Annotated in this window: 30 protein-coding genes and 1 rRNA gene; 17 read left to right on the forward strand and 14 right to left on the reverse strand. The window is 69.7% G+C overall.

What is annotated here, in order from left to right; all coding sequences use genetic code 11:
* Positions 1-40 precede the first annotated feature (40 nt).
* The 3 genes from BMZ18_RS18695 to BMZ18_RS18705 all read right to left on the reverse strand — a co-directional run bounded on the left by BMZ18_RS18695 (position 41) and on the right by BMZ18_RS18705 (position 3357).
* Positions 41-613 (reverse strand): hypothetical protein, encoded by a 573-nt coding sequence (locus BMZ18_RS18695; protein ID WP_139204050.1) that lies wholly within the window; start codon positions 611-613, stop codon positions 41-43.
* Between the two features lie 319 nt (positions 614-932).
* Complete coding sequence (locus tag BMZ18_RS18700) at positions 933-2150, reverse strand: AlbA family DNA-binding domain-containing protein (RefSeq protein ID WP_169817718.1); 1218 nt, start codon at positions 2148-2150, stop codon at positions 933-935.
* 445 nt (positions 2151-2595) lie between these two features.
* A complete protein-coding gene (locus tag BMZ18_RS18705; protein WP_139204052.1) occupies positions 2596-3357 on the reverse strand; it encodes a DUF6338 family protein in 762 nt (253 codons plus the stop codon).
* Positions 3358-3464: 107 nt separating this feature from the next.
* On the opposite strand from BMZ18_RS18705, the gene BMZ18_RS19860 reads away from it, so the two are divergent.
* Positions 3465-3623 (forward strand): hypothetical protein, encoded by a 159-nt coding sequence (locus tag BMZ18_RS19860; RefSeq protein WP_156511614.1) that lies wholly within the window; start codon positions 3465-3467, stop codon positions 3621-3623.
* A 487-nt stretch (positions 3624-4110) separates the two neighbouring features.
* Here BMZ18_RS19860 and BMZ18_RS19545 read toward each other — a convergent pair whose 3' ends face one another.
* A complete protein-coding gene (locus BMZ18_RS19545; protein WP_139204053.1) occupies positions 4111-4407 on the reverse strand; it encodes a hypothetical protein in 297 nt (98 codons plus the stop codon).
* A gap of 234 nt (positions 4408-4641) precedes the next feature.
* On the opposite strand from BMZ18_RS19545, the gene BMZ18_RS18710 reads away from it, so the two are divergent.
* From BMZ18_RS18710 to BMZ18_RS18735, 6 genes are all read left to right on the forward strand, one after another.
* The gene (locus BMZ18_RS18710; RefSeq protein WP_068362979.1) at positions 4642-5331 is read left to right on the forward strand and encodes a hypothetical protein; all 690 of its coding nucleotides are present in this window, start codon (positions 4642-4644) and stop codon (positions 5329-5331) included.
* Between the two features lie 60 nt (positions 5332-5391).
* Positions 5392-5835 (forward strand): hypothetical protein, encoded by a 444-nt coding sequence (locus BMZ18_RS18715; protein WP_068362976.1) that lies wholly within the window; start codon positions 5392-5394, stop codon positions 5833-5835.
* A gap of 333 nt (positions 5836-6168) precedes the next feature.
* Positions 6169-6504, forward strand: a complete 336-nt coding sequence (locus BMZ18_RS20125; protein WP_235606355.1) for a rhodanese-like domain-containing protein — start codon at positions 6169-6171, stop codon at positions 6502-6504.
* 21 nt (positions 6505-6525) lie between these two features.
* Positions 6526-7473, forward strand: a complete 948-nt coding sequence (locus BMZ18_RS18725) for a DUF4328 domain-containing protein (RefSeq protein ID WP_068362973.1) — start codon at positions 6526-6528, stop codon at positions 7471-7473.
* Positions 7470-8246 (forward strand): glycerophosphodiester phosphodiesterase family protein, encoded by a 777-nt coding sequence (locus tag BMZ18_RS18730; RefSeq protein WP_068104288.1) that lies wholly within the window; start codon positions 7470-7472, stop codon positions 8244-8246. Before BMZ18_RS18725 ends, BMZ18_RS18730 begins: the two co-directional genes overlap by 4 nt.
* Before the next feature lie 27 nt (positions 8247-8273).
* Positions 8274-9182, forward strand: a complete 909-nt coding sequence (locus tag BMZ18_RS18735) for a DUF5926 family protein (protein WP_068104285.1) — start codon at positions 8274-8276, stop codon at positions 9180-9182.
* Here the strand turns inward: BMZ18_RS18735 and BMZ18_RS18740 are convergent.
* Genes BMZ18_RS18740 through BMZ18_RS18750 form a run of 3 tightly spaced genes read right to left on the reverse strand, consistent with a single transcriptional unit; the run spans position 9169 to position 12004 of the window.
* A complete protein-coding gene (locus tag BMZ18_RS18740) occupies positions 9169-10425 on the reverse strand; it encodes an LCP family protein (protein WP_074922387.1) in 1257 nt (418 codons plus the stop codon). The two genes, BMZ18_RS18735 and BMZ18_RS18740, sit on opposite strands and share 14 nt — an antisense overlap.
* Positions 10426-10434: 9 nt before the next feature.
* The gene (locus BMZ18_RS18745; protein ID WP_068365716.1) at positions 10435-11214 is read right to left on the reverse strand and encodes a CPBP family intramembrane glutamic endopeptidase; all 780 of its coding nucleotides are present in this window, start codon (positions 11212-11214) and stop codon (positions 10435-10437) included.
* A 10-nt stretch (positions 11215-11224) separates the two neighbouring features.
* Positions 11225-12004 (reverse strand): DUF2470 domain-containing protein, encoded by a 780-nt coding sequence (locus tag BMZ18_RS18750; RefSeq protein ID WP_068365717.1) that lies wholly within the window; start codon positions 12002-12004, stop codon positions 11225-11227.
* Positions 12005-12106: 102 nt separating this feature from the next.
* On the opposite strand from BMZ18_RS18750, the gene BMZ18_RS18755 reads away from it, so the two are divergent.
* The 3 genes from BMZ18_RS18755 to BMZ18_RS18765 are packed head-to-tail and all read left to right on the forward strand — an operon-like array spanning position 12107 to position 14427.
* Positions 12107-12847 carry a hypothetical protein gene (locus tag BMZ18_RS18755; protein WP_068365718.1) on the forward strand — a complete coding sequence of 247 codons (741 nt, stop codon included), beginning with the start codon at positions 12107-12109 and terminating at the stop codon, positions 12845-12847.
* Positions 12848-12856: 9 nt separating this feature from the next.
* Complete coding sequence (gene pheA, locus BMZ18_RS18760) at positions 12857-13771, forward strand: prephenate dehydratase (protein WP_074922389.1); 915 nt, start codon at positions 12857-12859, stop codon at positions 13769-13771.
* Positions 13768-14427, forward strand: coding sequence for a histidine phosphatase family protein (locus BMZ18_RS18765; RefSeq protein ID WP_068365719.1), 660 nt, complete (start codon positions 13768-13770; stop codon positions 14425-14427). Before pheA ends, BMZ18_RS18765 begins: the two co-directional genes overlap by 4 nt.
* Positions 14428-14464: 37 nt before the next feature.
* On the opposite strand, the gene BMZ18_RS18770 is transcribed toward BMZ18_RS18765, so the two are convergent.
* The 4 genes from BMZ18_RS18770 to BMZ18_RS18785 form a co-directional block, all read right to left on the reverse strand.
* A complete protein-coding gene (locus BMZ18_RS18770) occupies positions 14465-15676 on the reverse strand; it encodes a PPE domain-containing protein (RefSeq protein WP_074922390.1) in 1212 nt (403 codons plus the stop codon).
* Complete coding sequence (locus BMZ18_RS18775) at positions 15673-15987, reverse strand: PE domain-containing protein (RefSeq protein WP_068366111.1); 315 nt, start codon at positions 15985-15987, stop codon at positions 15673-15675. The genes BMZ18_RS18770 and BMZ18_RS18775 overlap by 4 nt, the downstream gene beginning before the upstream one ends.
* A 167-nt stretch (positions 15988-16154) precedes the next feature.
* Positions 16155-16487 (reverse strand): metallopeptidase family protein, encoded by a 333-nt coding sequence (locus BMZ18_RS18780; RefSeq protein WP_068148891.1) that lies wholly within the window; start codon positions 16485-16487, stop codon positions 16155-16157.
* 13 nt (positions 16488-16500) lie between these two features.
* Positions 16501-17610: a septum formation family protein gene (locus BMZ18_RS18785; protein ID WP_068366129.1), complete on the reverse strand. Its 1110-nt coding sequence runs from the start codon at positions 17608-17610 to the stop codon at positions 16501-16503.
* 281 nt (positions 17611-17891) lie between these two features.
* On the opposite strand from BMZ18_RS18785, the gene BMZ18_RS18790 reads away from it, so the two are divergent.
* The 3 genes from BMZ18_RS18790 (at position 17892) to BMZ18_RS18800 (ending at position 20946) form a co-directional block, all read left to right on the forward strand.
* Positions 17892-18251, forward strand: coding sequence for an ankyrin repeat domain-containing protein (locus tag BMZ18_RS18790; RefSeq protein WP_261777319.1), 360 nt, complete (start codon positions 17892-17894; stop codon positions 18249-18251).
* Between the two features lie 6 nt (positions 18252-18257).
* A complete protein-coding gene (gene serS / locus BMZ18_RS18795) occupies positions 18258-19514 on the forward strand; it encodes a serine--tRNA ligase (RefSeq protein WP_068366112.1) in 1257 nt (418 codons plus the stop codon).
* Positions 19515-19746: 232 nt separating this feature from the next.
* The gene (locus BMZ18_RS18800; protein WP_139204054.1) at positions 19747-20946 is read left to right on the forward strand and encodes a hypothetical protein; all 1200 of its coding nucleotides are present in this window, start codon (positions 19747-19749) and stop codon (positions 20944-20946) included.
* A 220-nt stretch (positions 20947-21166) separates the two neighbouring features.
* Here the strand turns inward: BMZ18_RS18800 and BMZ18_RS18805 are convergent, their stop codons facing one another.
* The gene (locus BMZ18_RS18805; RefSeq protein WP_244516604.1) at positions 21167-21595 is read right to left on the reverse strand and encodes a hypothetical protein; all 429 of its coding nucleotides are present in this window, start codon (positions 21593-21595) and stop codon (positions 21167-21169) included.
* An 88-nt stretch (positions 21596-21683) separates the two neighbouring features.
* On the opposite strand from BMZ18_RS18805, the gene BMZ18_RS18810 reads away from it, so the two are divergent.
* Complete coding sequence (locus BMZ18_RS18810) at positions 21684-22811, forward strand: MFS transporter (protein WP_244516605.1); 1128 nt, start codon at positions 21684-21686, stop codon at positions 22809-22811.
* On the opposite strand, the gene BMZ18_RS18815 is transcribed toward BMZ18_RS18810, so the two are convergent.
* Complete coding sequence (locus tag BMZ18_RS18815; RefSeq protein WP_068366118.1) at positions 22783-23364, reverse strand: TetR/AcrR family transcriptional regulator; 582 nt, start codon at positions 23362-23364, stop codon at positions 22783-22785. The two genes, BMZ18_RS18810 and BMZ18_RS18815, sit on opposite strands and share 29 nt — an antisense overlap.
* Before the next feature lie 80 nt (positions 23365-23444).
* On the opposite strand from BMZ18_RS18815, the gene BMZ18_RS18820 reads away from it, so the two are divergent.
* Entirely contained in the window at positions 23445-24467 is a 1023-nt protein-coding gene (locus tag BMZ18_RS18820) for an NADP-dependent oxidoreductase (protein WP_082895263.1), read from the forward strand.
* 54 nt (positions 24468-24521) lie between these two features.
* Complete coding sequence (locus BMZ18_RS18825; RefSeq protein ID WP_068366121.1) at positions 24522-25286, forward strand: lysophospholipid acyltransferase family protein; 765 nt, start codon at positions 24522-24524, stop codon at positions 25284-25286.
* A gap of 67 nt (positions 25287-25353) precedes the next feature.
* Here BMZ18_RS18825 and BMZ18_RS18830 read toward each other — a convergent pair whose 3' ends face one another.
* The gene (locus tag BMZ18_RS18830) at positions 25354-25782 is read right to left on the reverse strand and encodes a VOC family protein (protein ID WP_068366126.1); all 429 of its coding nucleotides are present in this window, start codon (positions 25780-25782) and stop codon (positions 25354-25356) included.
* A gap of 627 nt (positions 25783-26409) precedes the next feature.
* On the opposite strand from BMZ18_RS18830, the gene BMZ18_RS18835 reads away from it, so the two are divergent.
* Positions 26410-26498: ribosomal RNA gene (locus BMZ18_RS18835) — 16S ribosomal RNA — on the forward strand; the annotation flags it as partial.

Below are 26498 nucleotides of genomic sequence, written 5' to 3' on the forward strand. Positions count from 1 at the left end.
GCCAGTGGACTACGAACACGCCTACCATCGACGGGTCACCTCACAAGTGGCCTGAACACCCAACCCGAACTGTCCGGGAAACCGGGTCAAGCTCCCATCCGACTCTGGTGACGTCGACTCCCGAGGCCAGCGCAACGGATGCATAGTGGTCGCGTTTCCTCTCGATCCGGTCCACATGCTCGGCGAGGCCCGGATACTTCTCGCCCGACACATCGGACGACGAACGCAGGCGCAGCCAAATGAGGTAGTTGCTGCAATCGTGGTAGTTCAGCATGGCGGCCCGCGCGGCGCGCTTGTCGCCATCGTCATGCATCAGCCACAGCGCCGTCGACGCAACGGTCAACGCCGTACGTAGCGGTGTGGCGTGGGCGACCGGGAGTGATCCCCCCAACGCGAGGACGGACTTCGTGACAAGTCGAAGATGATCAAGTGCACTGAGAATCGGGATCGACACGGTTTCGCTGTAGCTCCTAAGCGCGCGTTGATCGTTTGCGGCGTACATTAGCGAACCTTGCAACACCTTGACTCGTGAGAAAAGACCGATATACTCATCGATTTCCTGGGCCACCGATCGACAATATTCCATCGCAGTGGCCGGCACCCAGTCGCTCATCGAGCATCAGCGTAACCGCGCATTCCGAGGACCGTTCATTGCACCTGGGCAGAGGACGGCTCAGGTGGGCAAACGGCAGGATCTCGTCGCGGCGATCTGTCAGTTCCGCCCGTCAGTCCATATCGACATTGCTGCCGGTGTCACTGCCGTAGGTGCGGTTCCGACGATCGGGGCGATGGCGGTGCCGACGAGTCGGTGGCCGCCCCCCACCCGTTTGACCAGTCGTTCACGGGGAACGAACTCACCCAGTATTCCGACGACCAAGGCACGGTCGAAGGCCGACCCGCGGACCTCCTCGGGGCGCGGACAGTGTCCGTGTTCAGGACGCGCCGTCCTCAGGTTGCAGAAGGTGGACGAAATCGGTGTAGGACCCCACCGATCGCAACAGCGACCCCACCAAGCGAGCGACGACAGATCCCGGCGCGGTACGCAACTCGTCGCCGGGTGCGGCCGTCGTCCGCCGGTAGTCGTTCTTGGTGTATCGGTCGTAACCGCCCGATCCTCGCCTGGTCGCGTAGGTGGGCCATGCCGACGCGATCGAGTACGCGCCGCGCAACCCGTCGATTACCACCGCGAAACGCCAGGTGCCGGTAAAACCGAACTGGTCACTGACACCGGCGGCGAGATTGATGGCAAGGCGCGTCTGCCCGAGAATTAACTCGTCCATGAGGTATCTGGGTTCGTCGGCCACCTCGGAACGGGGCCGCGACAGATCGACGGGTCGCTCGGACGCCAGGACCACTCGACCGCTTTCCTCAAAGACGATTTCGGCAGCTCCACCATCGCCAGTGAATCGCTGCCCGTCGCGCATTCCTGTCGTGACTGCCACGCCGTTGGGGCGCCGGACGAAGCTGTAGCTTCCCCGAAACGATGGAGGGACCCCCGCAATGCTCTCGCGGTCGTCAGCCGCTTGTAAGAGAGTGTTGACCTGCTGGTTATAGAACTCATCCGAGGCCATCTGCGTGAGCAGGTCCGGCGCTGCACCGACCGGCTCCCCCAGGACGATCAGCATCGGAACGCCGGCGGGAACATCGAGATCGGTGCGCACCGCGTCGACCTCGGCCAGCAGGTCCGATTGAGCTGCCGACGAGCGCTCGTGCAATCGCACAACATCCGGGTCCGACAACACAATGTTGGTCTTGTCTCCACGCGCGTAGTACCGCCCGTCTGCCATGTGCGGTGGGCGCGGAGACTGCGGAATCCGCACCACCAGATACCCTCGGCCCGGTACCGCCGTCGACTCGATCACGGTAGAGGTGACCTGAACCTGTGCGTCGACTCTAGTCCGGGCGATCTGCTCGACGCGCTCCGAAAGACCAGCGGTGTCGATCGCGTGCAACGACGGCGAGGCGCCCTCGTTCTCGGCGACGCCGAACACGATGACACCCCCGTCGATGGAGAACGCAGCGATGTCCTTCGCAAGATCCTTGTTCCCCGACTGCCCAGGTTTCAGCTCTTGTTTCAAGTCGAGGTAGTGGGATTCTTCGAGCGTCCCGTTGTTCGCGGCCGACTGCAACTCGGCTTCGGTCGTCGGCACCCAGCGCAGAGCATCGAACGGAACCAATGAGGGTCTCATTTCCGTCGGGGCCGGGTTCGGGCCGGCGTAGATCGTGGGGCGGCCCCGGCGGGGCCCACAAAAAGGGGGGCCGCCGACGACCAGGACGCTGCTACGGGTGTGGACGATCAAGGCTCGACATCACCCGACTGAGCGCTCTGACCTCCTGTGCTGACGCACCGGCACCAAGCCGGTGCGCCAACTGACCGGACGGATCAGGCCCACCCGGACATGTCAATCGGTACGAGTAGAGCCGCTGGGCCGAGCACTTGGCGCCGAGTTCGTCGTCGACGGGCGGCGACGCGCGCCCGGGGCAGGGCCGGTGGGAGGCGGGGAAAGCCGGCTGACCGGAGTCGATGACGAGCCGTATCCCCCGCCCTTCTTCTGAATGCCGGGCGAACGATCCTGCGACGTCGTCCTGGCGGTGCTACGGCCCGTCGGAGACGGGGTACTGCTCGGCTGTGGCATCGCCGGTCCCTTCGTCGTCGTGGTCGATCGTGCCCTGGTCGGACTGCGTACGTGGGCCGGGCTCTGCGGGGAGCACGTCGATCCTGATGAACTGCAGATACTCGACCTCTTCCCAGCGTACGAGCAGACCACTTCGGGGCGCCACCCGCGCGCGACCGTCGTCGTCGAGAATGAATTCCCCCGAATCGGGATCGACGTCGATGGTGGTGGAGAGGAACAGGTCCTGATCCTCCGGGTAGCCGGCGGTGTAGGACATCAGGTTGTCTTCGTCGCTGGTGGCGTAAGCGCCACCGATCCAAGTTCCGGACTTCAATTTAAGTCGGACCCATCCGTCTCGCTTGCCGTGAAAAAGGTGGTCCCACGCCCGCGGAGCAGGATCGGGGCCGGTGGCGATCGTCGCCCACCACGTACGGTCTCGTGTTCCGTACCCCACGATCGTGCCTCCGAGGAGAGGGACCACCACATACGCCAGGACCGCCGGCCACAACCAGAACGAGAGCCGATCACCGGCAACGACGTGGGGCCACTGCTCGGCCCAGAACCAGTACGTGGCGGGGGCGAGCACCGCATGGAACAACGCGGAGGCACCCAGGAAGCGGAACAACCGATCGGTAAGGTTGGCGCCCCACCGACCGGCGATGCGTTCGTAGGACCAGAAGTACAACGCGCCGGGGACAAGGGCGACGATGAACGCTGCGACGGCTTGGAACGACGACGGCATGCGGAAGTCTTTCAGATCGCGCCACCCGAGACGGGCGACGAGGTACAAATTTGTAACGACATCGACTCCCGCTCCCTGACCTGCACCAGCTCCTGCACACGCGGGGCATGACCCGCCGCACGTTCCGCGTCGGCGAGTACATCCAGCGTGCGCATCGTCTGGCGCAGCAAAAGTGCGTTCGCCGCCGCGCCGCCGCGCCGCCGCGCCGCCGCGCCGCTGCGCGCGGCGTGGCCGGCCTGCAAAACGAGTCGTCCGTCAGCGGCTGAACATTGTTACCGTGAGGACACAACCTCCCACCGTCAACGACCAAGGACAACATGATGGCGAAGAGTTTCGAGTATCCCGCGCCAATCATCGAGGGCTGGGATCGCGGTGCGGCAATTTGCCCCCACTGCCAGCAGGAAGTTCAGGTTGGGGAGAGCGTGCATCACTGGCAGGACGCGCTCTGGCACACCAAGCCCTGCCCGTCCACCCTGTCCGAGTAGTCGGTGGCATGTGGGTGACGTCCGTTCAACTGTACGACCGACGTCTCGGCAGAACAGTTCTGAGGCGGAGCCGCAGAACCCGCCCCGGCGGTCATCCATAACTCGCTGGGTTGAGCCCGACGGTCCTCTCTGGACCAGACGGTCTGCTGTCGTCGGTCTCGATGAGCATGCGTTGCACCGGTGATGGCCGTGGAGATGACATCTCACGAACCCGCGTGGATATGGCGCTCGCTGCGTTCCAAGTGATCACGACGGGGCGGCCTCTTGTTCACAGCCCCGTCGGCGGCTCGCCCAGGTGATCGGGCCAACGGCGCTTTCCCTGGCGAACCTCTGCGTATTTGATGGGTTGGTTGGGGGTCAGACCTACTGGGCCGTGGCGCCGTACCCACATGATCGGCCACCAGTCATCGCCCCGCTTCTCTGCGATCACCGCGGGGGCAGGATGAACCCATTCTTGCTCTCGCGCGAAACGATCCAGGTCTTCGCTGGAATCGGCGATTCGCGCCGGAGGCGACCCGGCCACCATATAGTGCTTGATCGACGGCCATAAAGCGTAGTCCGGCATCCGGCGGAGCATACGGGGCACCGCCGACCTGCGGTAGAGCAACGCCGTCTCGTGACGCCGCGCGGTTCCGCGATCAATTCGATAAGCTCGCATGTGTTCGACCGTCGATGAGGGTCACGGTCGAGCGTTCACCAAGCAGCGACCACCGTCGCCGCCCACGGGTTTCGTCGTGGGCCGCGCATGCGGTGTGGTGTCGCGGGCTGGCCGACGCTCCCGGACAAGGCCCTTCGTCTCATGACGCTCCCCTCTCTCGACCATCCTCTGACCTCGCCCCGCTTGTCGGCGGCGCATCGCTACACTCTGACTCGGGTCGGCTACCGCGTCGGTGTGCAGGCTGCGATCGACGCGCTGACGCGCCGCGACATCGGTGACCGCCTGGCGCACGCCCGCGCCGCCGAGACCGACCGCGACGCATACCGCACCGGACGTCCCGCCGCCGCCTACCGACGCGCTCGTCGAGACGTGACTCGTGAGACGGATCTTGATTCGGATCGTCTGCTGCGCGCCGCGATCCGGGCCGGCATCGCCAGCGAGGTGGCCGCCGCCGCCACCGCCCACTACAACGCGGAGGGCACCGGCGAGGCCATGCACGCCTGGACCACCGCGATCGCGCACGCCGACGCCTGGAACTCGGTTCTAGAGGACGCCGGCATCGACCTCGACGTGCTGCACGAGGAGCTTGACCTCGACACCGCCGCCGACGATCCCGGCGTCGACGCCGAGCGGGAAGCGGTAGAGATGGCCGACGCCCAAGCCGACACCGTCGCCGGAGCGCGTCCCGGTACCGACGCCTCCACCGCCGAGCTCGCCTTTCCTGGGCCGACCGCCCACTCGGCACCCACGGCGGACGCGGACAACGGCCGATCTCTCCCGACCCCGGCGCCGGATCAAGCCACCCACCTCGACCAGGAGGTGTCGCTGTGAACGCCACCCGCACCCCCCTCGAAGGGCGCCGGAACCTCTAGCGGTGCGTCGACGATTCAGTTGGCCCCCGTCCTCGGCTTCATCGCCCTGGTCGCCGCTGCTGACGGCGCACTGCGCGCCGGGCACGCCCTCACCGGCACCGACGCATCCATGCCCGGCAACCCCTTCCAAGCGCTCATCGAGGTCGCTACCGGGAAACTGGTGTGGCCGACCGCGTCCACAGTGCTGCTGGTTCTCGGCATCCTGGCCGTCCTCGCTGTGGTGTTCCTCGCCGGGTACCTGCGGCGGCAGCGGCGCGGACCGAGTGCGTCGATCGACGCACGAGCCAAGCTGATGGCCTCGCCCTCGCAGCTGACCGGGGTGACCGACAAACAGGCCCGCGACAAGGCGCGGCGACTGCGGCCCGAGCTGGCCGAGGTCGCCGACCCAAATTTCGAGGCCGCGACATCGGAGTCGTGCAGGGGCGCACGGTCGTCGGCCGCAAGGACGTGGTCTGTCGTGTAAGATGTTCCACTCGTCGTCGCCGGCCCTCGCATGGGAAAGACGGTGGCGCTGGCGAGCGAAGTCCTGTGCCCGGCCCCCGGCCCCTTGCTCACCTAGAACAACCGCGACGGCCAAGACCTCACCCGAGGCATGCGTGAGCAGGTCGGACGAGCGTGGCGCGAGGACTTGCCGAACATCGCCGCAACGACCGGGCAGCCGGGGCGACTCCTGGTGAACCCGCTGCGCGGCATCGACCGCACCGTCACCGCCCGTGAGGCTTACCGCGTACTTCGCTGCGGTCGGACGGACATCGGACCGTGGCACGGTCCAGCGCGGCGTGACAGGATCGACGGCGTGAGCCAGGGGATACCGTCCGTGTCGGTCGCCGACGTGCCCGGCCGGGCCGAGGCCACGCTGCTCGACGTCCGCGAGGACGACGAATGGCAGCAGGGCCACGCCCCCGGCGCCGTCCACGTTCCGATGGGTGACGTCCCGTCGCGGCTCGCCGAGATCAGTGTCGACGGCGAGTTGTACGTCGTGTGCCGCCAGGGCGGGCGGTCGGCGCGGGTCGTCGAGTACCTGCAGCACGCGGGCATCGACGCGGTGAACGTCGACGGCGGCATGGTGGCCTGGCAGCAGGCCGGACTGCCGGTGGTCGACGACGCCGGCCGACCGGCCACCGTCTACTAGGACCCGGACGAGACGGTCCCGATGATCTACTTCCAGATCTGCGCGCGGTGCCGCCATCGCATCGACGTCGGAACCCGACCGTTGCAGTGGTGCCCGCGATGCCGCGGCGTCCTGCTCTCCCCGGTGCCGGTCGGTGCCCCGCCCGGTGCGGTCCGTCGGAACTTCCGCTGGGTGGCCATCCGGCCGGGCGGTCGGCGTCCGATCCTCCACGTCGCGCCGCCCGGGCCCACCCCGTCGTACGCCGAGATCCCGCGCTGGGGTCTGCCCACCGAGGTGCCGCCGCCCGTGGAGGTGCCGGACAGGGCGGACCGCCTGGCCGGCCGTGCCCCGCGGCTGCTCGCGGCCGCGGTCGTCCTCTTCGCCGCTGCGGCGCTCGCCGAGTTCGGCCGGTACGGCGTACTGCTCGTCAATCGGGAGCGGCTGATCGCCCCCGCGGTGCTCGCGCTGTCCGACGCCGCCGTCTGGTGTCTCGCCGTCATCGGGACCGGCGTCGGCATTGCCGCCGCCGTCGCCTCGGTCGCCTGGCTGCGTCGGGCCCGGTCCGACGCCTACGCCGCCGTCGGTGCCGCCGATCCACGCCGACTGCGAACCCTGTACGCCGGATCGCTGATCCCGCTGGTCAACCTCGTGATGCCGGGAGTCTTCCTCACCGAGCTCGCGCGTGTGTCGCGGCACGGCCCGAGGGTGGCGCCGGTCGTCCCGTGGTGGTGGACGGTGTGGATCGCCAACTGGGCGATGCTGGCGATCGCCACCGCCTTCCGCTTCGGCGACGGCATCCAGGCGCAGGCCAACGGCGTCGTCGCCGCCGCCCTGACCGACGTCGTCGCCGCCGGACTCGCCGCGATCACGCTCGTCGTCATGCGCCGCGCGGAGGACCGCACGACGCGCGGCGATCGGCGCGTGCCGACCCGGTGGGTTCTCGCGACGGGAGATGCCGAGCGAACCGAGAAGGCGGAGGCGGTCCGATGAGCCTGGCACCGTTGGTCGTGGCGCACCGCGGGGCGTCGGGCATGCGGCCGGAACACACCCTCGTCGCCTACGAGCAGGCCCTGCGGGAGGGCGCCGACGGCGTGGAATGCGACGTGCGTCTGACCCGCGACGGGCGTGTGGTGTGCGTGCACGACCGCCGCATCGACCGCACCTCGAGCGGGTCCGGCATCGTCAGCACCCTGACCTACGAGGCGATGGCGGGACACGACTACGGCACGGTCGACGATCCGGCGGAGGTCCTGCTGTTCTCCGACCTGCTGGATCTGGTGCTGCAGTGGAAGGCCAAGCCCGCGCGGATCTTCGTCGAGACGAAGCACCCGGTGCGCTACGGCGGTCTCATCGAGAACGCGGTGTTGGCCGAGCTGCATCGCTTCGGCATCGGCCGGCCGCCGTCCGCGTCGATGTCGCGGGCGGTGGTCATGTCCTTCGCGCCGACGGCGGTGTGGCGGGTTCGTCGCGCGGCGCCCATGTTGCCGACGGTGTTGCTGGGCAACGCATCTCGCTACATCGGGGGTGGTGCGGCGACGACAGTGGGGGCGACGGCGATCGGCCCGTCGATTCGCACGCTGCGGGATCGACCCGCGTTGGTCGACCGCGCGGCGGCGGCCGGCCGGGCCACCTACTGCTGGACGGTCAACACGGCCGAGGACGCGCACCTGTGCCAGGACCTCGGGGTGCGGTGGATCGCGACAGACCACCCCGGTCAGGTGCTGGCGTGGCTCGACGAGAGCCCGGTGCCTCGGCGGGGTTGACGCCCGGGCACGGTAGGTTCAGCGGTCGTGGGCAAGAGCAAGCGGAACAGTGGACCGAAGCCGAACAGTCGTCGCGCGGAGCTGACGGCGCAGCGCCGGGCCGAGCGGGAGGCGCTGGCGGCGACGCCGACGCGGCCGTTCGAGGGGCTGGCGTTCGAGTGCGACCTGGTGGCGATGCGCGAGTTCGTCGCCTCGGCGACCGCGCCGCTACCGCTGACGGACGGCGACCGTCCCACCACGATCGCCACGGTGCTGCCCGGCGCCGTCGGTGCGCTCGTCCGTGACGACGAGGCGCGCCACGCCTTCGTCGCGATGCAGGTGCAGACGTTCTCCGCCGATCTGTCGGCGGACCTCGCCGCGTCGGTGGAGTGGACGCGGACGGCCGAACCGGGCACATCTCTCCAGGCGTCGTCGCCGACCGGCGAGACCCCCGCGCTGCGCGACGTCGTCGTCGCCGACACGCCGCTCGAGATCACCGTCCACAAGGACTTCTCCTGGTGGGTTCCCGAGGGCGTCGAACCCGACGCCGAGGTGGCCGCCACCATCGAGCGCGCGAACGGCGCCATCCTGCCGTCGGCGCGGCTGTCGGCCGACGGTGTGTCCGCCGCGTGGTGGGTCGACGCGGGCGACAAGGCCCACATCCGCTGGGTCCGCCCGGAGGACGAGGACGCCCTGATGATCGCCCTCGCGCGGTTGTCGGCGCGGGGAGAGCTGCACGTCGGGGAGGGCTCGCGGTTCGCCGGATCGTTCCGCACCCACGGTCTGCTGGTGCCCGTGTTCGACCTCGATCCGGAGCGTCATCCCGACGAGTGGGCCGAGGCCACCGCCGAGCTCGGTCGCCGTCTCGACGAGACGCTCGCCGACACCTCCGACCTCACGCCCGACCAGCGACGCGCCCGCGACGGACTGCGCAGCCGGCAGGTCACCCTCCGCTGAGCAGATCCGGGGGCAGCGGCTGATCCTGCGCGATCAGGTCGAAGAACCGGCTCGCCCGCTCCCGGTCGGTGAGCACCACGTTCCCCGAGCCCTCGACGTCCTCGAACCCGGCGATGGGAATCGTCGTGGTCACCGTCTCGCCGCGCAGCGCCCAGCCGAGCGACGCGAGATTCCAGATGTGGTCGCCCTCGTCCACCTGGAGCGACGAGACCAGCGCGCGGGTCAGGGGCACCACGCGGAACGGGTTGAGGAACGTCGTCGGGCTCGTCGCCTTCGACAACAACGACGACAGGAACAGCCGCTGGTTGTTCATCCGGTCGAGGTCGCCGAGCGGTGTCGCGCGCGTGCGCACGAAGCCGAGGGCCTGCGCCCCGGTCAGTTCCTGACATCCCGCGGAGACGGTCAGACCCGCGAGGGGATCGTCGATGTCGTACGGCACGCACAGATCGACGCCACCGAGTCCGTCGACCATGTCCGCGAACCCGCCGAAGCCCACCTCGGCGTAGTGATCGATGCGTACGCCCGTGACCTCCTCGACCGTGCGCGTCAGCAGCGGCGCTCCGCCGAGGGAGAAGGACGCGTTGAGCTTGTCGCTGCCGTAGCCGGGGATCGGCACGTACCAGTCGCGGGGGAGCGAGACCATGGTCGTCGGGCCGGACGACGGCACGTGGATCAGGAGGATCGTGTCGGTACGGCCGGTCCCGATGTCGCCGCCGGTGGCCAGTTGCGCTTCCTGCTCGGGGGTCAGGCCGGTACGGCTGTCCGATCCCACCAGCAGCCAGGTGGTGCCGGGCGTCGCGGCCGGGCGGCCGTCGTAGTTCGCCAGCGCGGGCACGCGGTTCAGGGACGTGTCGGCCCAGACCAGTCCGCCGAGCAGCAGCACCACGACGAGTCCGAGCGCCAGGGCGATCCGTCGTCCCCACCGAGGTCGACGACGGGGGCGGGGCGGGGGACCGACCGGTGCCGGCGGCGCGGGACGACGCGGGGGTGGTGGGGGACGTCGGTCGTCGCGAGGCCGGTCGGTGGTGCGGTACCGGTCGTCGCGGCGCGTGTCGGGAACCGCCGACCAGGCGCGCGGGTCACCCTGCGGGGGTGGCGGGGGTTGCCGACGTGGGGGTTGGCGCGGGGTCCAGTCCGGGGGCGTTCCCGACCGCCGTCGTACCACCGGCGGCTCCTCCGATCGCGACCGGCGCGGATCGGGAGGCGGCCGCCGCCGGGGGTCGAACGGAGGCTGCTGACTCACGACGCGACTCTAGCCGGGAAGCCAGGACAGATGGCCGCGCAGCGTCGAGTACCCGACGAAGGCGACGACGTCGATGAGGGCGTGGGCGATCACCAGCGGCCAGAGCCGCGTGGTGCGCTGGTAGTACCGGCCGAAGATCAGGCCCATGACCACGTTGCCCAGTCCGGCGCCGAAGCCCTGGTACAGGTGGTAACTGCCGCGGAGCAGGGCCGACGCCACCAGGGACCGGTTGTCGCTCCACCCCAGTGCGCGCAGCCGGGAGACCAGCCACGCCACCACCAGCACTTCCTCCGCGGCCGAGTTCGCGATCGCGGAGAGGGTCAGGGTGATCGGCCGCCACCAGACGTCGTTCAGGGTGCTCGGCAGGACGGTGACGTTGAGGTCCAGGGCTACGGCGGCGAGGTAGAACAGCAGGCCGGGGAGGCCGATCAGGGCGGCGAGCCCGACACCGTGCAGCACGTCGGGTCGCCACCGGGCACGGGCGAATCCGATGGCGCGCGGGCCGAGTCCGCTGCGCCAGAGGAAGTACAGGCCGAGACCACTCCACGCGAGAAGGCGCAGCACCGACAGCAGTTGGCGCAGAAAGTCGATGGGTCCGAGAGTGGACTGCGGCACGTTGATCGCGACGCTCTGCTCGGACAGCGCGCCCGACTCGAGCGAGCTCTCGACCAAAGAGAGGACCGACGACAGTCCACTGAGCCCGAACGTGACCAGGAGGACGACGGCGATCTCCCACCGAATCGCGCGGGGAGAGTTCGGGTCCGGCGGGCGGGTGGTCACCGGATCGATTGTGCAGCAGTCAGCTGCCGTCGCGAGCGCGCAGTCCGTTCATGAACGGGCATCCGACGAGGATCCGCAGGGCCCGGCTCAGCTCGGTGCTGTCGGCCACGGGATGGGGGAACGGCACGCGCACGTCCTGATCACCGGTCTCGCTCTCGATGCGCAGACCGATGCCGAAGCGGTCGAGACTGAGCGGACGCGGACGTCCGACCCGCAGCGACGGCGGCAGACGCCGCGCGATGGCGGCGATCATCTCGGCGTGGTCGGTGTCGAGGTGACGGAGCCAGTCGCCCTCGATCTCCCAGAACGGGTCCGGATCCGCGCGCAGGAGGTCCCGAACCGGGACCGGTTCCGCGCCGGTGGAGTCCGCCGCGACCACGGAATCGAGGATCAGCCGCAGCAGCACACCCCCGTGGCCGACGTCGAGCAGACCGGGATGCGGGAACTGCGACGCGACGGCGGCCGCCACGGAGCGCTCGGCGGTCTCGGGGACGCGGCGGAGTTCGCCGCGCAGCCAGACCAGCGACCGAACGCGTTCGCCCAGTTCGAGCGGGGCGTGGTCGGTGAGTTCGAGGACGGCCGGAATGCCGGCGCGCCCGGCCTGGAAGGCGAGGGCGCCGACGGTGCTGTCGGCAGGGACGACCACGACCACCTCGCCGGGCTCGCGCAGGAAGTGCATGGAGGTGGCGACGGGGGCGCTGCCCTCTACGGCGAGGACCGACGTGTCGCTGCGCAGACAGACGCTGCGCACCCGCTCGGCGGTCGACGGTGCGGTGGCGGTGGTGGTGGCGCCGGCCATCTCGGTCCCCCCTCGGTGTGGTCGAGCTGTTCGAATTAGGTAAGGGTTAGCTAACCAGTACGGCCGGGGTTGTGCAACAGGTGGCGGAACTAGACTTCGGCGGTGCCCTCGGTCCCCCTCGTGCTCTCCGGGCAGCGTCCACGACGCGATCCGCGCGCCCTCCTCAACGGTCTGCTGATCGCCCGGGTGGCCGAAGACGCTGACCCGGTCCCGGGCCACCCCTGGATCGGCGGCAAGACCGTGTCGGCGAGCAGCGTGATCCGCGATCCCGAGCCGCCGGCCGCCGACACGATCGTCCGTCTCGACGTCGAACTACCGGACCCCGCGCCCGCCGCGCGTGCGTACCGGGTCGACGTTCCCCGTGAGCACCTCGACGACGCGCTCGCGCTGACGCTGCCGTCCCCACTGATCGTCCGATGCACCGGCGGTGACGTGGTCGAGGTCGCGCAGGCTGTCGACGCGGCCGGGCACCACGGTGCCGTCGACGTCGTCGATCTGGCGGACACCGCACCCGGCGGTGCCGCGGACCGCGCGGCCGACGCCCTCTCCCTCGCCGCCCACGTCGCGCACGGGGTCTACGTGATCGCCGAGACCGCCGATCAGGTCGTCGCGGCGCTCGCCGGCGTCGTGGCGTCGTTGCGTGGCGACGACGTGCGGGACGCCCTGGCCGCCCCGGACGTTCCGGCCCTGCTGCGCCTGCACCCCGACGCCGTGGAGGCCACCCGATCGGTGCTGCTCGGTGTCGAGGTGCCCCGTCCGGCCGAGGTGATCGCCGACCTCTCACGCCGCGTCCCCGAGTGGGCCGACGCCGGAACCGGTCGCGGGGACGGATCGCTCGAGTAGCCTGGCGGCGTGCGTATCGCCTATTTCGGCCCGTCGGGAACCTTCACCGAGATGGCCCTCGCCAAGCTGGAATCCGACGGTGTCGTCGGGCCCGGCGTAGAGCGGGTGTCGGCGTCGAGTCCTCCCGCGACTCTGGAGGCGGTGCGCCGCGGCGAGGCGGACGGAGCCGTCGTTCCCATCGAGAACTCCGTGCAGGGGTCGGTGCCGCCGACGCTCGACGCGCTCGCGATCGGGGACCGGTTGCAGATCGTGGCGGAGACCGAACTCGACGTCGCGTTCACCATTCTCGGTCGGCCGGGGGTCGTGCTGCCCGAGGTCCGCACGGTGCGGGCCTACCCGCACGCGGCGGCGCAGGTGCAGAGCTGGATCGAGCGCGAGATGCCCGAGGCGCAGGTGGAGTTCGCCGCCTCGAATGCCGCTGCGGCCGAGGACGTTGCGTCGGGACTGGCCGATGCGGCCGTCTCCACCGGTCTCGCCGGAGAGCGGTTCGGCCTGCCGGTGCTCGCGGACGGCGTCGCGGACGTGGGGAACGCCCGGACTCGCTTCGTTCTGGTGACTCGCCCGTGCCCGCCTCCGGCGCGCACGGGGTCGGACCGCACCGCCGTCGTCCTCACGCCGGACAATCGACCCGGCACGCTGGTGGCAGCGCTGAGCGTCTTCGCGACGCGGGGGATCGATCTCACCTTCATCGAATCACGCCCCCTGCGAACACATTTCGGAACGTATCGGTTCTACCTGGATTGCGTCGGGCACCTCGACGACCTGGCGGTGGCCGACGCCCTCCGGGTGCTGCACGAGCAGATGGACACACGCTTCCTCGGGTCCTGGCCCAGCCACCACGTCTCCGCAACCTCCGGGTCGGTCGCGGGCGAGGACAGCGCGCGCTGGCTCGAGGACATCCGCCGCGGCGAAGGCACCTCGTGACTGCTCGACTGATTCTGGTGCGGCACGGTCAGACCCATTCCAACGTCGCCCGTCGGCTCGACACCCGGCCGCCGGGAGCGGAACTGACCGAGCTCGGCCACCGGCAGGCCCGCGAGTACGCGACGGCGCTGACGACGTCGCCGACCGTCGTGGTGTCGTCGGTGGCGGTGCGGGCACGACAGACCGCGGCGCACATCGCCGAGATCACCGGCGCACCGCACCTCGTCCGCGATGGTCTCCAGGAGACGCACGTCGGGGAACTCGAGGACCGGACCGGCGACGAGGACCACGCCCGCTTCACCGAGGTCTACCAGCGGTGGTTGCACGGCGACACCGGCGCTCGCATTCCGGGTGGCGAGTCCGCCGACGAGGTGCTCGCCCGGTACGTCCCGGTGCTCGAAGATCTGCGCCGGGAATACCTGACCGACGACGACGCGTCCGTGCACGTCGTCAGCCACGGCGCGGCGATCCGTCTGGTCACGGCAGCGGTGTCGGACGTCGATGCGGACTTCGCCGCCGACAACCACTTGGACAACACCGGGTCGATCGAGTTGCACCCCCGCGCCGACGGGACGTGGGAGTGCGTCCGGTGGGGCAGCTACACACCCCCGTTCGAGGCGAAAGGCAGTCGGACGCCGGACGATCCGATGGGCTAGAGCGGACCCGTCACGGCAGCACGGCGCTCGTCAGGCCTCATCGGGTACGGGCCTCGCCGATGACGGGCAGGACGGCCGGAAGTCCGTCACGATCGTCGAGGATGCTCGGGCGGCCCGGGCGTGCGGGCCGGTCCGGTGGGGTGTCCTCCTCGGCCGGCCGCATAACCGTCGGCACGGTACCGAACGGCGCGCGGTGGCCGGACCGGTCGGTCCCGGCGGTGCTGGTCTCCGCGGGTCCCCCGCCCGCGGACTCGGCGACGCGGCCCACCGCCCCGTCGCCCGCCCACGGAACCGGCCGAAACTCCCCGAGCCCGACGCCGCCGCGGCGGGCGGGTGCGGTCAACGCCGGTCCGCCGGCTCCGATCGGCCCGGCGAACCCCGAGCCGCCGCCGAGCACACCGCTGCCGACGCCACCCGTGCCGAGACCGGGACGATCGCCGACTCCCCCGAAGGCCGCCTGTCCGACCTGCTGCAGCATCTGATGGCCGGTCTGGCCGCCGCTCTGCAGCGCGCTCGTCGCGGCGCGAGTCAGCGCCGGCTCCTCGCCATCGGTCGGCGGAGCCTGAGCGGCGGCGGGATCGGAGGTCGTGGACTCAAGGGCTGCCTCGCCGTCGTCGCGCCGCGCGGGCGATCCGGGATTCGCGTCACGCCCGGCGTCGACGAGCCACGGCGGCACCGCCGTGACGGACGTCGGCGCGACCCCCGGTGCCCCTGACGTGACCGGCGGCGGTGGGTCGAACACCTCCGGTGCCGCGAGCGTCGCCGTCGCCGCCTCGTACACCTCCATCACGGCCGCGGCGCGCACGTCGAGGGCCAGCCGCGCCGCATCGGCGGCCTGCGCGGCACCGGTGGCCGCGCCGCCGGTGGCGTAGGCCGCTGCCCTGGTGCCCTCCACTGCCGCGATCTCGACGGGCGTCGGCATCGTCAGGCGCGCCGCGGACACGGCGGCAGCGTGGGCACCGGCGCGGGTGGCCGTCACCGCGCACCGATCGGCGACGACGGACGCCCAACCGGCCGTCGCCGCCAGACCGCCGGTCGCGGCGTCCGCGGCGACTCCGTCCCACGCCGCGCCCAGGGCGAGCCCGACGCGGGAGAGCGTGGCGGCCACGTCGGCGAACGCGCCGGCGGCGCCGGACCAGGCCGTGGCCGCCGCCGTGGCGGGCACCGGGCCGGGCCCGGCGAGCAACGCCGCCGAATTGACCGCTGCGGTGCGGGGCAGCCAGACCACCCCGGTGGGCCCGGCGGTCATCGCGGCCCGCCGCCCATGAGCGCGGCACCGAAGCCCGCGTCCGTCGCGCGATACGCCTCCGCCTGCACACGCAGTGCCGACGCGGTGCGGTGCAGCTCGGCTGCGCAGGCCGCGGCCACTGCGGTGACCGACTCGGCCGCGGACCAGAAGTGGTGGGCGGCGAGCACCGAGACCTCCTCGGCACCGGCCGGGACGGGCCGCAACGCGGCGTTCACGCCGGCCATCGCACCGCCGAGCCGTGATGCCGCCGCATCGAGTTCGGCGGCCGCGGCGAGCAGGGCTGCGGGGTCGACGATCACGTGACCGGCCACGACGTTCTCCGTTCTCCGCCTCGGGCGCACCCCGGCGAACCGGGGCGTCGACGCGGCGGGCTGGCGGACGAGCAGGGGGACGTCGTGTTGGACGCACGGACGGCCCCGGCGGTTCCCCGCAGGTCAACGGGGGTGTGACTCGAGCTGCTCCGGTTCGGGCAGGTCGCTCAGCCGAAGCCGAGCTCGTGCAACCGCTCGTCGTCGATGCCGAAGTGGTGGCCGATCTCGTGCGCGACGGTCACCGCGATCTCGCGCCGCGCGTCGTCCTCGTCCTCGGCGAGGTCGAGAATCGGCAGGCGATAGATGTGGATGACGTCGGGAAGGTGCCCGCTGTACTCGAACCGCTCGGTCAGGGCAACGCCCTCGTAGAGCCCCAGCAGGTCCTCGGTGGGGTGTTCGTCCTCCACCAGCACCACGACGTTGTCCAGCCGCGACATCAGCTCGTCGGGCAGGGAGTCGAGGGCGTCGTTCACCGCCTCGTCGAACTCCGCGTCGGTCATCGAGACCGGCACGTCAGGCTCCGGGCAGCGGGGCCGCACCCGGAAGCGGCGTCGGCAGACTGCGGCCGTCCGGCACGGGCGGCGGCGGCACCGGCGCGACACCGTCGATGGTGATGTCGCCCTTCGCCGAGCCGACGATCGCCGCGAACCCACCGGACTCGACTTCCTTGCCCACCGAGCAACTGACCCGGCGGCTGCCCGCCATCCAGCTCGACGCGTCCACGTTGTCCCAGAACAAGGTCAGGGTCTTGTCGCGCAGGACGTCGGGACCACCGAGGTACGCCTCGGCGGCCTGTGTACACGTGGGTTCGAGGTAGCGGTCCTGGTCGTCGACCGACGGCAGTCCCCCCGGGAACTGCGCCCCGAGATCGACCACCGAGACCACCTCGAAGGCGTGCGCCGTGCCGCAGTCGACGGGATCGGTGGGCACGCCCGATTCGACCCCCACACAGGTCCCGGCGTCCCACACCGTCGACTGATCCTGGTCGGCGACGCGTCCGACCATCTCCTGCAGCGCACTGGTGGCGCCCGTCTGCTGGATCCCGCAGCGAATGGAGCGTTCACCTTTGGCCCACCCGGCCTGGCTGGGGAACATCAGGCCCACGGAGTAGCGGCCGGTCGGGTCGAATCGACCGCCCGTGTAGTCCTGGACCGCCGCGACGCAGTGTTCGTCGCGCAGCGCGGCGAAACGCGACGCGTCGGGGTACGGCGACCCGGTCGCGAACTCGGCGACGGGGAACGTCGCCAGGTTCACCGTCCGCGCCACCTCGAATCGGTGCGGTTCCGCGCAGGACACCTCGGCCAGGTCCTGACGGTCCGTGTCCGGGTCGTCCGTCGGGGTCCACTGGAGGCAGTCGCCGGCGTCGGAGGAGTCGAAGGACACGGTGCCCGCCGACGAGCCCGCCGCCGTCGGCGCGGGGAGGTTCTCGCTGCGGTCGAAACCGCCGGACACGCCGATGGTCACCGCCGCCGCACCCACGGCACCGATCGCGACCAGGGCCAACAGCCGGCGGGCCTTGCCGGCCTGCACGGTGCGTCGGGACGGCCCGGCCTCGGTGGGCTGGGCGCCGGTGGGCTTGGCGTCGGTGGTCGGGGCGTCGGTGGATGCAGCCTCACTGCTCACCGCCGAGGATTCCACCGTCGGCTCGCTGCCCTCGGTCGATGCAGTAGGCGAGTCGGTCGACTCCGTCGACGCAGCGTTCGAGTCGGTCGACTCCGTCGACGGGGGGGTCGCGGGGTCGCCGGGCTGCGGAGACGAGGGGTCGTCGGGCTTCGGAGACATCGGCACCATCATGCCTGCAGGTAGGTTCCGACGGTATGAGTGGTGCGAATCCCGGGGAACCGGACTCCCCGGAGGCCGCGATCCCGGCCGACGTCACGGATCTGGCGACGCGTGTGTTCGACATGGCGCGCACGGGTGAGGCGACCACCCTCGCCGCGTACGTCGACGCCGGCGTCCCCGTCGACCTCACCAACGAGGCCGGGGACACCCTCCTCATGCTCGCTGCCTATCACGGCCATCCCGAGACCGTCACCGCGCTGATCCATCGCGGTGCCGACGTCGGGCGCGCCAACGACCGGGGCCAGACGCCCCTCGCCGGGGCGGTCTTCAAGGGCGAGGACGACGTGGTGCGGGCGCTCGTCGACGCCGGCGCCGACCCGCGGGCCGGTCACCCGTCCGCCCTGGACGCCGCTCGGATGTTCGGCCGCGACGACTACCTGGACCTCCTCGGCCGATCGGACACGTCCGGCCCAGTAGGCTGACGTCCCGTGATCGACCTCAGAATCGTCCGTGAGGACCCCGACGCCGTCCGTCAGTCGCAGCGCACCCGTGGCGAGGACCCGTCCCTGGTCGATGCGTTGCTCGAGGCCGACGCTGCCCGTCGCGCCGCCGTCGGGGCGGCCGACGACCTGCGGGCCGAGCAGAAGGCGCTGGGCAAGCGGATCGGGAAGGCGACGCCGGAGGAGCGGACGGAGCTGCTCGCCGGCGCGTCCGAGCTGGCCGATCGTGTGAAAGCGGCGGAGGCGGCGCAGAACGAGGCCGACGCCCGCCTGGACGCCGCTCACCGCGCGCTCTCGAATCTGGTCCAGGACGGCGCTCCGGCCGGCGGCGAGGACGATTTCGTCACCCTCGAGACCGTCGGTGAGCCGACCGCGATCGAGAACCCGAAGGATCACCTCGAGCTCGGTGAGGCTCTCGGTCTGATCGACATGGAGCGCGGGGCAAAGGTGTCCGGTGCGCGCTTCTACTTCCTCACCGGCCACGGCGCTCTGCTCCAGCTCGGCATGCTGCAGCTCGCGGCGCAGAAAGCCGTCGCCAACGGTTTCACGATGATGATCCCCCCGGTGCTGGTGCGCCCGGAGATCATGGCGGGCACGGGTTTCCTGGGTGCGCACGCGTCGGAGATCTACCACCTCGAGGAGGACGACCTCTACCTCGTCGGTACCTCCGAGGTCCCGCTGGCCGGCTACCACTCGGGTGAGATCCTCGACCTCTCGGCCGGGCCGAAGCGGTACGCCGGCTGGTCGTCCTGCTTCCGCCGCGAGGCGGGCAGCTACGGCAAGGACACCCGCGGCATCATCCGGGTGCATCAGTTCGACAAGGTCGAGATGTTCGTCTACTGCCGGCCCGAGGACGCGGACGCCGAGCATCAGCGCCTGCTCGCCTGGGAGCGGGAGATGCTGGCCGCGATCGACGTTCCCTACCGCGTGATCGACGTCGCCGGCGGCGACCTCGGCTCGTCGGCCGCCCGCAAATTCGATTGCGAGGCATGGCTTCCCACGCAGAACACCTACCGTGAGCTGACGTCGACCTCGAACTGCACCACGTTCCAGGCACGACGCCTCGGCGTGCGGTACCGCGACGAGAACGGCAAGCCGAAGATCGCCGCGACGCTCAACGGCACCCTCGCCACCACCCGCTGGATCTCCGCGATCCTCGAGAACCACCAGCAGCCCGACGGCAGTGTCCGGGTTCCGGAAGCGCTCGTTCCCTTCGTCGGAACGGACGTGCTCCGCCCCGTCTGATCGGCCGTTCGTCCGCGGTGTCGGTGCCCTCCCGTACCGTCACCGCCGATGTGGCGTCGGGGGGCGCTGCCGGATGGTCGGGGGCGTCGTGGGGGACAGAACTGCCGACATCGTCGATGTGCGTGCTGCGACGGTGGCCATGCTTCGTCGGCCGCTCGACTGGCGGGTTCGTGCGGTCGAGACCGTCGTGATCGACGCCGCGAGCACATGCGTACGCCGACGGTCACTTCAGGTGGCTCCGCTGCGACCGTTGCTCGACGAGTTCCTCCCGGCCGACGGTGACTACACCCACGCGCTGCTACCGATGTTCGTCGCACCGTTTCCGCGGGGCCCCCTTCTGGATTTCGATGTGGAGGGCCCTGGTGGCTCGGCGTCGTTGCTCCCGCGCTCGGAGATCGCCACGCGAGAGGTGGCCTTCGTCGAGGACCTGCTGAGGGAGTGCGGGATCGGCCTGGCGGACGACGTGCGGTCGGTGTTGATCGCGGCTCTGGGGTACAGCGGACCGTGGTTGCACGACGAGATAGCCGGACCGAACGAATTCCTGCGGGAAGGTCTGCCATTCGAGCCGGACAACGGAACCCTGAACAGGTGGCGGGACGACTCGGCCCGGTGCGGCTCTGTTCTTCTGCAGCGGGTGGGCACGGTCGAGCGAACAGCCCCGGAGGCGCCCTGGCTGGTGTTGCCCGAGTTGTTCGCCAACGGGTTTCTCGAGTCGGCCGATCATGCGAGTGCGGCACTGAGCTCCTACGCCGTTCTGCTCGAACATCTCTCGGACCGCGCCGGGACCGAAGGCGTGGGCTCCGTGGCCGAGGAATGTCTCGAAGTGCTGGCCGATTACGCCTGCTCGTACGACCTCATGGCGGTCATGAAGGTCCCTCTGGACGAACCGTTCATCGTGAAGACATCGGAACGTCGAAATGTTCGCGTGGATCCGAAACGCAATTCGGGCCACCAGGATTTGGTGATCGCCGACGCCCGCACCAACCACGTCACGATCAGAGTCGACGACCCGAATGTTCGCCTGGTGTCTGCCGACGCGTACGCGGTCGATTCCGTGGATTACGCGATCGGTCCGCTCGTCTCCCGTCGGAACGATCAATACGTGGCCTTCTACAGCCACGACCCCGATCGCGACTACAGAATTCGGATCGAGTTCCGCCTCGGCTTGCTCCGCCGGTTGGAATCGGTCTCCGTTCTCGCCGCGGTTCTCGTCTGCTCGCTGACGTACGCGTTGTGGAACTCGGATGACCTGGACGTCCGCACGCTCGCACTCCTGGGCGGACCGGCTGCTCTGGCCGCCTCGGTGTTGGTCGGTCGTGAGCAGTCGACGCTCGGCTCCCGGCTTCGTCTCCGTAGCACGTCGATACTCGCCGGCTCGCTCGTCGGTCTGGTGCTCAGTGTCTTCGCGTTGTACGCACTCCGCATTTCCTGAACGAACTCCGACGAGCGTCGGAGTACAGTCGTCCCCTCGAGGAGGATTCATGCCGAAGAACACGGGCCACGGGTCGCGCACAGCGCGTGAGGCGGTAGCCGCCTCACGCGGCACGGTGCCCGACGGCGCATTCGCGTTGCGTGCCTCGTCGGTCGGTAAGTTCACGGAACAGCGGAAATCGGGCGGGCGGCTCACGTCGGCGGCGAAACAGAATCGCTGATTACTCGTCCGGCCACGGCGGCTCGGTGACCAGCACGTCGTCGGCGGGCAGGGACAGCGCCACCTCGACCATGCGCTCAGGGTAGGACGGATACGCCGGTCGGATCCACACCCGCCTGTCGTCGAGCTGGGTCATCACCATGCGTCGCCATCGCCAATCGTGCTGCGGCCGACGAAGATCGAGTTCGCTCGCGACCGGGAGCGGGGCTCGTGCCCAGTACGGCCGCGACAGCGAGGACAGTCCCTGCGACTCCAACACGTCGACGGCATGGTCGAGCCGGACGTCGGCGGCGATCACGTGCCCCACCGGGTTGACGGCGTCGACAAGCTCGCCGTCGTCGGCCGCGAGGTCGGACACGGTCCACCCGACCAATTCGCCGTCGGACGCGCGGGTGACGGGGAGGCGACTGCGCCAGCGATCGATGTCCACTGCGCCGACGGTACCGATTCCGGGTGCGCCGCCACCGACTCCGTCGTAGCATCCCGGCATGCTTTGACGACGCCCACCCGCCCTCGACGTGTCCGTGGTGCTGTACGCCGCATCGCGTGAATTCGTGCCGCTGTACGCGGTCTATGCGCTGCTGTTTCGCGACTCCGGTCTGTCGGTCGCGCAGATCTCCTCGCTGTTCGCGATCTGGACCCTCGTCTCGTTCGTGCTCGAGGTGCCGTCCGGTGCGTTGGCCGACGTCGTGTCCCGACGTCTGTTGCTCGTCATCGCCGCGCTTCTCGCGGCCGCGTCGTTCGCGACGTGGATTCTCGTTCCGACCTATCTCGGATTCGCCGTCGGGTTCGTGCTCTGGGGCATCGGCGGAGCTCTGCAGTCGGGGACGTTCGAGGCCCTGATCTACGACGCGTTGGCTCGCGACGGGCGGACGTCGTCCTACGCAGGCCTGGCCGGAACGGCCGAGGCTGCCTCGACCACATCGACCCTCGTGGCCCTCCTGGTGGCGAGCCCGCTGCTCGCCACCGGATCGTTCGAGCTGGTCGGCTGGGCCAGCGTCGGTGCCGCTCTGATCACCGCTCTGGTGGCCCGACGCCTGCCGGACCCGCCGCGCGGCACGTCGGACGAGGATGCGGAGGACCAGCCGGGATGGCTCGACGCCCTGCGCTCCGGAACGGCGGAAGTCGTCGCGTCTCGGGCGGTGGCCCGCGGGGTGATGCTGGTCGCGGCGGTGGCGGGGGTGCTCGTGGTCGACGAGTACACCCCGTTGATCGCGGACGATCTGGGGGCTCCGACCGAGACGATCCCGCTCCTCCTCGCGATTCCGATGGTGGGACAGATCGTCGGGACCGCGCTCGCCGGACGGGCGGCACGGGCCTCGTCTCGCACGACCGCCGCGATGGTGGTCGTGGCTGCCGCGGGGTTGGCGGTGGTGGCGTCGGTCGGGTCGGTCGGGGCGTTCGTGGCGCTGGGGGTGACCACCGGCATCCTGTGGGCGCTGTCGATCGTCGCCGAAGCCCGTCTGCAGGACGCGATCACGGGAACGTCCCGTGCCACGGTGATGTCGGTGGCCGGTGTGGCGTCGGAGGGCGCGGGGCTGATCGTGGTCGGCTGGTACGCGTTCGGGCCGTCCCCGGTGACAGCGACCGCGCTGCTCGCGGTGGCGACGGTCCTGCTCATCGTTCTGGCGCGCGAGCCTCGCTGACGTCGGACGGCGCGGCGATGCGGCGGGCAGCCAGGGCGACGGCGACGGCCTCGTCGCGGTCGACGCGCGCGAGGGCGAGTGCGCCGATGTTCATCGTGGTCAGGACGCGGGCAGTGGTCTCGACATCGCGGTCGCCCCGCGCGGTCAGTGCGGCGCAGAAGGCGTCGAACAGCCGACGGCGGTACGACGTGACGACGGCCGCGAGAGCGTCGTCACGTGCCGCGGGGCCGGCGGTGGTGTCGACGAGCAGGCACCCGCGTCGGCGATCGTCGGCTGCGGCGAGATCGCGAGCCAGGGAGGCGAAGTAGGCGTCCGGTCCGCCGGGGCCCGCGAGAAGGGCGAGGCGCGGGGCGACGATTTCCGACAGGTAGTCGTCCACCGCGGCGTCGAACAGGCCCCGTTTGCTGCCGAACGCGTGGTAGAGGCTCGATCGGGCGAGTCCCGTCGCCGCTTCGAGGTCGGGGAGGGACGTGCCGTCCAGCCCCTTGTCCCAGAACAGGTCTCGCGACGCGCGAATCACCTGCGCCGTGTCGAACGTCGGGCGTCTGCCCATGGTGTGACACCTCCCGGAGTCGAAGCGTACGGTTTAGTGTACCGAACGATCCAAAACCGTCGTTCCAGAAGAACCGAGAGGTGACCGCAGTGCAGAGCACGCAGATTCAGCTGGTGTCCCGTCCCACGGGGTGGCCGACGCACGAGAACTTTCGCACCGTGACCGTCGAGCTGCCCGAGCTCGAGCCCGGACAGGTGCGGGTGGTCAACGAATTCGTGTCCGTCGATCCCTACATGCGCGGCCGGATGAACGACGTGAAGTCCTACGTTCCGCCCTTCGCTCTGAACGAGACCATGACGGGCGGGGCCGTCGGCCGTGTCGTGGAGAGCACCTCCGACGAACACCCCGTGGGCAGCCTCGTCTCGCACCAACTCGGGTGGCGTGACGTCGCGCAGGCCGACGCCGCACAGTTCCGCGTGGTGGAGGCCCTCGACGGGGTGCCGTCGTCCGCATACCTGGGCATTCTCGGTATGACCGCGCTGACGGCGTACGTCGGCCTGCAGGACATCGCGCACCTCCGCGACGGCGACGTCGTCTTCGTCTCCGGTGCCGCCGGCGCGGTCGGGTCGGCCGTCGGTCAGATCGCCCGCATCCTCGGCGCGAGCCGGGTCATCGGGTCCGCGGGATCGGCCGAGAAGGTCGAGCTGCTCACCAGCAAGTACGGCTTCGACGCGGCCTTCGATTACAAGCAGGGATCGGTCCGTGAGCAGTTGGCCGAGGCCGCACCCGACGGCATCGACGTCTACTTCGACAACGTCGGCGGTGACCACCTCGAGGCGGCGCTCGCCGAGTTCCGCGACGGCGGTCGGGCGGCCCTCTGCGGCGCGATCTCGCAGTACAACACCGAGGGCCCGACGCCCGGGCCGAACAACATGGCCAACATCGTCACGCGCGGGCTGTCCCTGGTCGGGTTCACGGTCGGCAACTACCTCGATCGATTCCCGTCGTTCGCGCAGGAGATGGGGACGTGGCTGCGAGAGGGCCGCGTGCAGTTCGACGAGACCGTCGTCGACGGCATCGAGAACACCGTCGATGCCTTCCTCGGCATGTTGCGCGGCGAGAACACCGGCAAGATGGTCGTCCGCGTCGACACCGGCTCCTGACCCGATCAGGCTCACGACGTCGGATCGGCGTCGTGAGCCGATAGGCTGCGGTTCGTGGACCCCGTCTATCGCACCGTCATCGGCATCGCGCGCACGGTTTTCGCCGCTCAGGGACTGAAGTTCGACGTCACGGGCGCCGACAACATCCCGGCACGTGGTGGGGCGGTGATCGCCATCAACCACACGGGGTACCTGGACTTCACCTACGCGGGCCTGCCGGCTCGCCGTCACAAGCGGTACATCCGTTTCATGGCGAAGAAGGAAGTGTTCGACAACTCGAAGTCGGGTCCGATCATGCGGGCCCTGAAGCACATCCCCGTCGACCGCGCGGCCGGTGCCGAGTCGTACCGGGCCGCGGTCGATGCGTTGTCCCGCGGTGAGTTGGTCGGGGTGTACCCGGAAGCGACCATCAGCCGTAGCTTCGAGATCAAGCAGTTCAAGTCGGGTGCCGCCCGCATGGCGATCGAAGCGGGTGTGCCGCTGGTGCCGATCGCGATCTGGGGAGCTCAGCGGGTGTGGACCAAGGGACACCCGAAACGGTTGGGACGCACCAAGACCCCCATCACCATTCGTGTCGGAGAGCCGATCCAACCCGACCTGCCTGCTGCCGAACTGACCGAGCGTCTGCGCTCGACGATGCAGGCGCTGCTGCTCGACGCCCAGAAGGATTACGAGCACCCCGCCGGTGCGTACTGGGTTCCTGCTCGTCTCGGCGGTAGCGCTCCGACGCTCGAGGAAGCCGATGCGCTGGACGCCGCCGACGTCGAGGCCAGGAACGCCGCGCGCGAGGCGCGCGGCCAGGGACTCGACGGCGCCTGAGAACAGCGCCCTCCGCACGCGCCGGTCGGGACGAACTCCCGACCGGCGGCCCCGCCTGTCCGGTCCGTCAGCTGTTGGGGCCGGCGATCTCCAACGCGATGTTGTCGGGGTCGCGGAATTCCAGGATCGCCATGCCGGCGTCGCCCAGGTCCTTGACGGGCTCGTGCTCGATCCCCAATTCGTCGAGGACGGCCGCGGCATCGTGCACGTCCTGCAGGCTCGCCACCGTGAAACTCAGGTGATCGAGTCCGACACTGTCCTCGGCGAAGGTGTCGCCGGCCGGCGCCACCGGACGCAAACCGAGCAGACCGCCGCCGAACTTGTAGATGACCCCGCCGAACAGGAATCCCAGGGCTTCCCGAGTCTCGGCGTCGGGGTTGGGCGGAAGCTCGAACGCCACCTCGAATCCGAAGACGTCGTCGTAGAACTTGCGGGAGACGTCGATGTCTCGAACCGTCAGCCGAACGTGGTTGTAGTCGGTCGCTGCGATGGGCACTGGTTGCTCGCTCTCCGTGCGCGGGCAGCCCGACGGTCGGGCCGCGGACGCGCACAGCCCGTATTCGGAGCGGTGCATGTGAGCGATGACGACGCTGAACCAGGGAAACACCCGGTCTGACCAGGCGATTTGCGTTGTGGGGTTCTGGTGCGTAACTTTTGTCGAGTCAGAGCGACACGGACGCCGACCCGGAGCCGAAAGGCTGGGGTGAACGAGGCAGCACGGGGTCGCCTGATTCGGACAGAAAAGGTTCGTCTGCACGTGGTGTAGGCTGAGCGTACAGTCCAGAACTTCTGTTTCGAAGCCTTCCCGGCGGTGCGGTTTGACTGCGGTGTCGGGTGGTGGTTAGTCTGGAACGGTTGCCCCGGATCCGGTTCACCTGTGGTGGGTCGGTGGTGGTGTGCGTGTGTTCTTTGAGAACTCAACAGTGTGTCGATGAATGTCAGTGCCAAATTTTTTTTGGTTCCGGTTCTTCTCCTTCTTCCCGTCGGGGGAGGATCGGTTTGTCAGTACATTTTTGGTGTGCTGGCGTGAGTTTTATTGCTGGATTCGGCTCTTTAGTGTTGATTGCACTGCTCGGGTGCCTGCTGCTTGTGTGGTGGGTGTTCGGTGGTGTGATTGGAGTCTTCAACGGAGAGTTTGATCCTGGCTCAGGACGAACGCTGGCGGCGTGCTTAACACATGCAAGTCGAACGGTAAGGCCCTTCGGGGTACAC

The organism is Rhodococcoides kroppenstedtii, from assembly GCF_900111805.1.
GTDB lineage: Bacteria > Actinomycetota > Actinomycetes > Mycobacteriales > Mycobacteriaceae > Rhodococcoides > Rhodococcoides kroppenstedtii.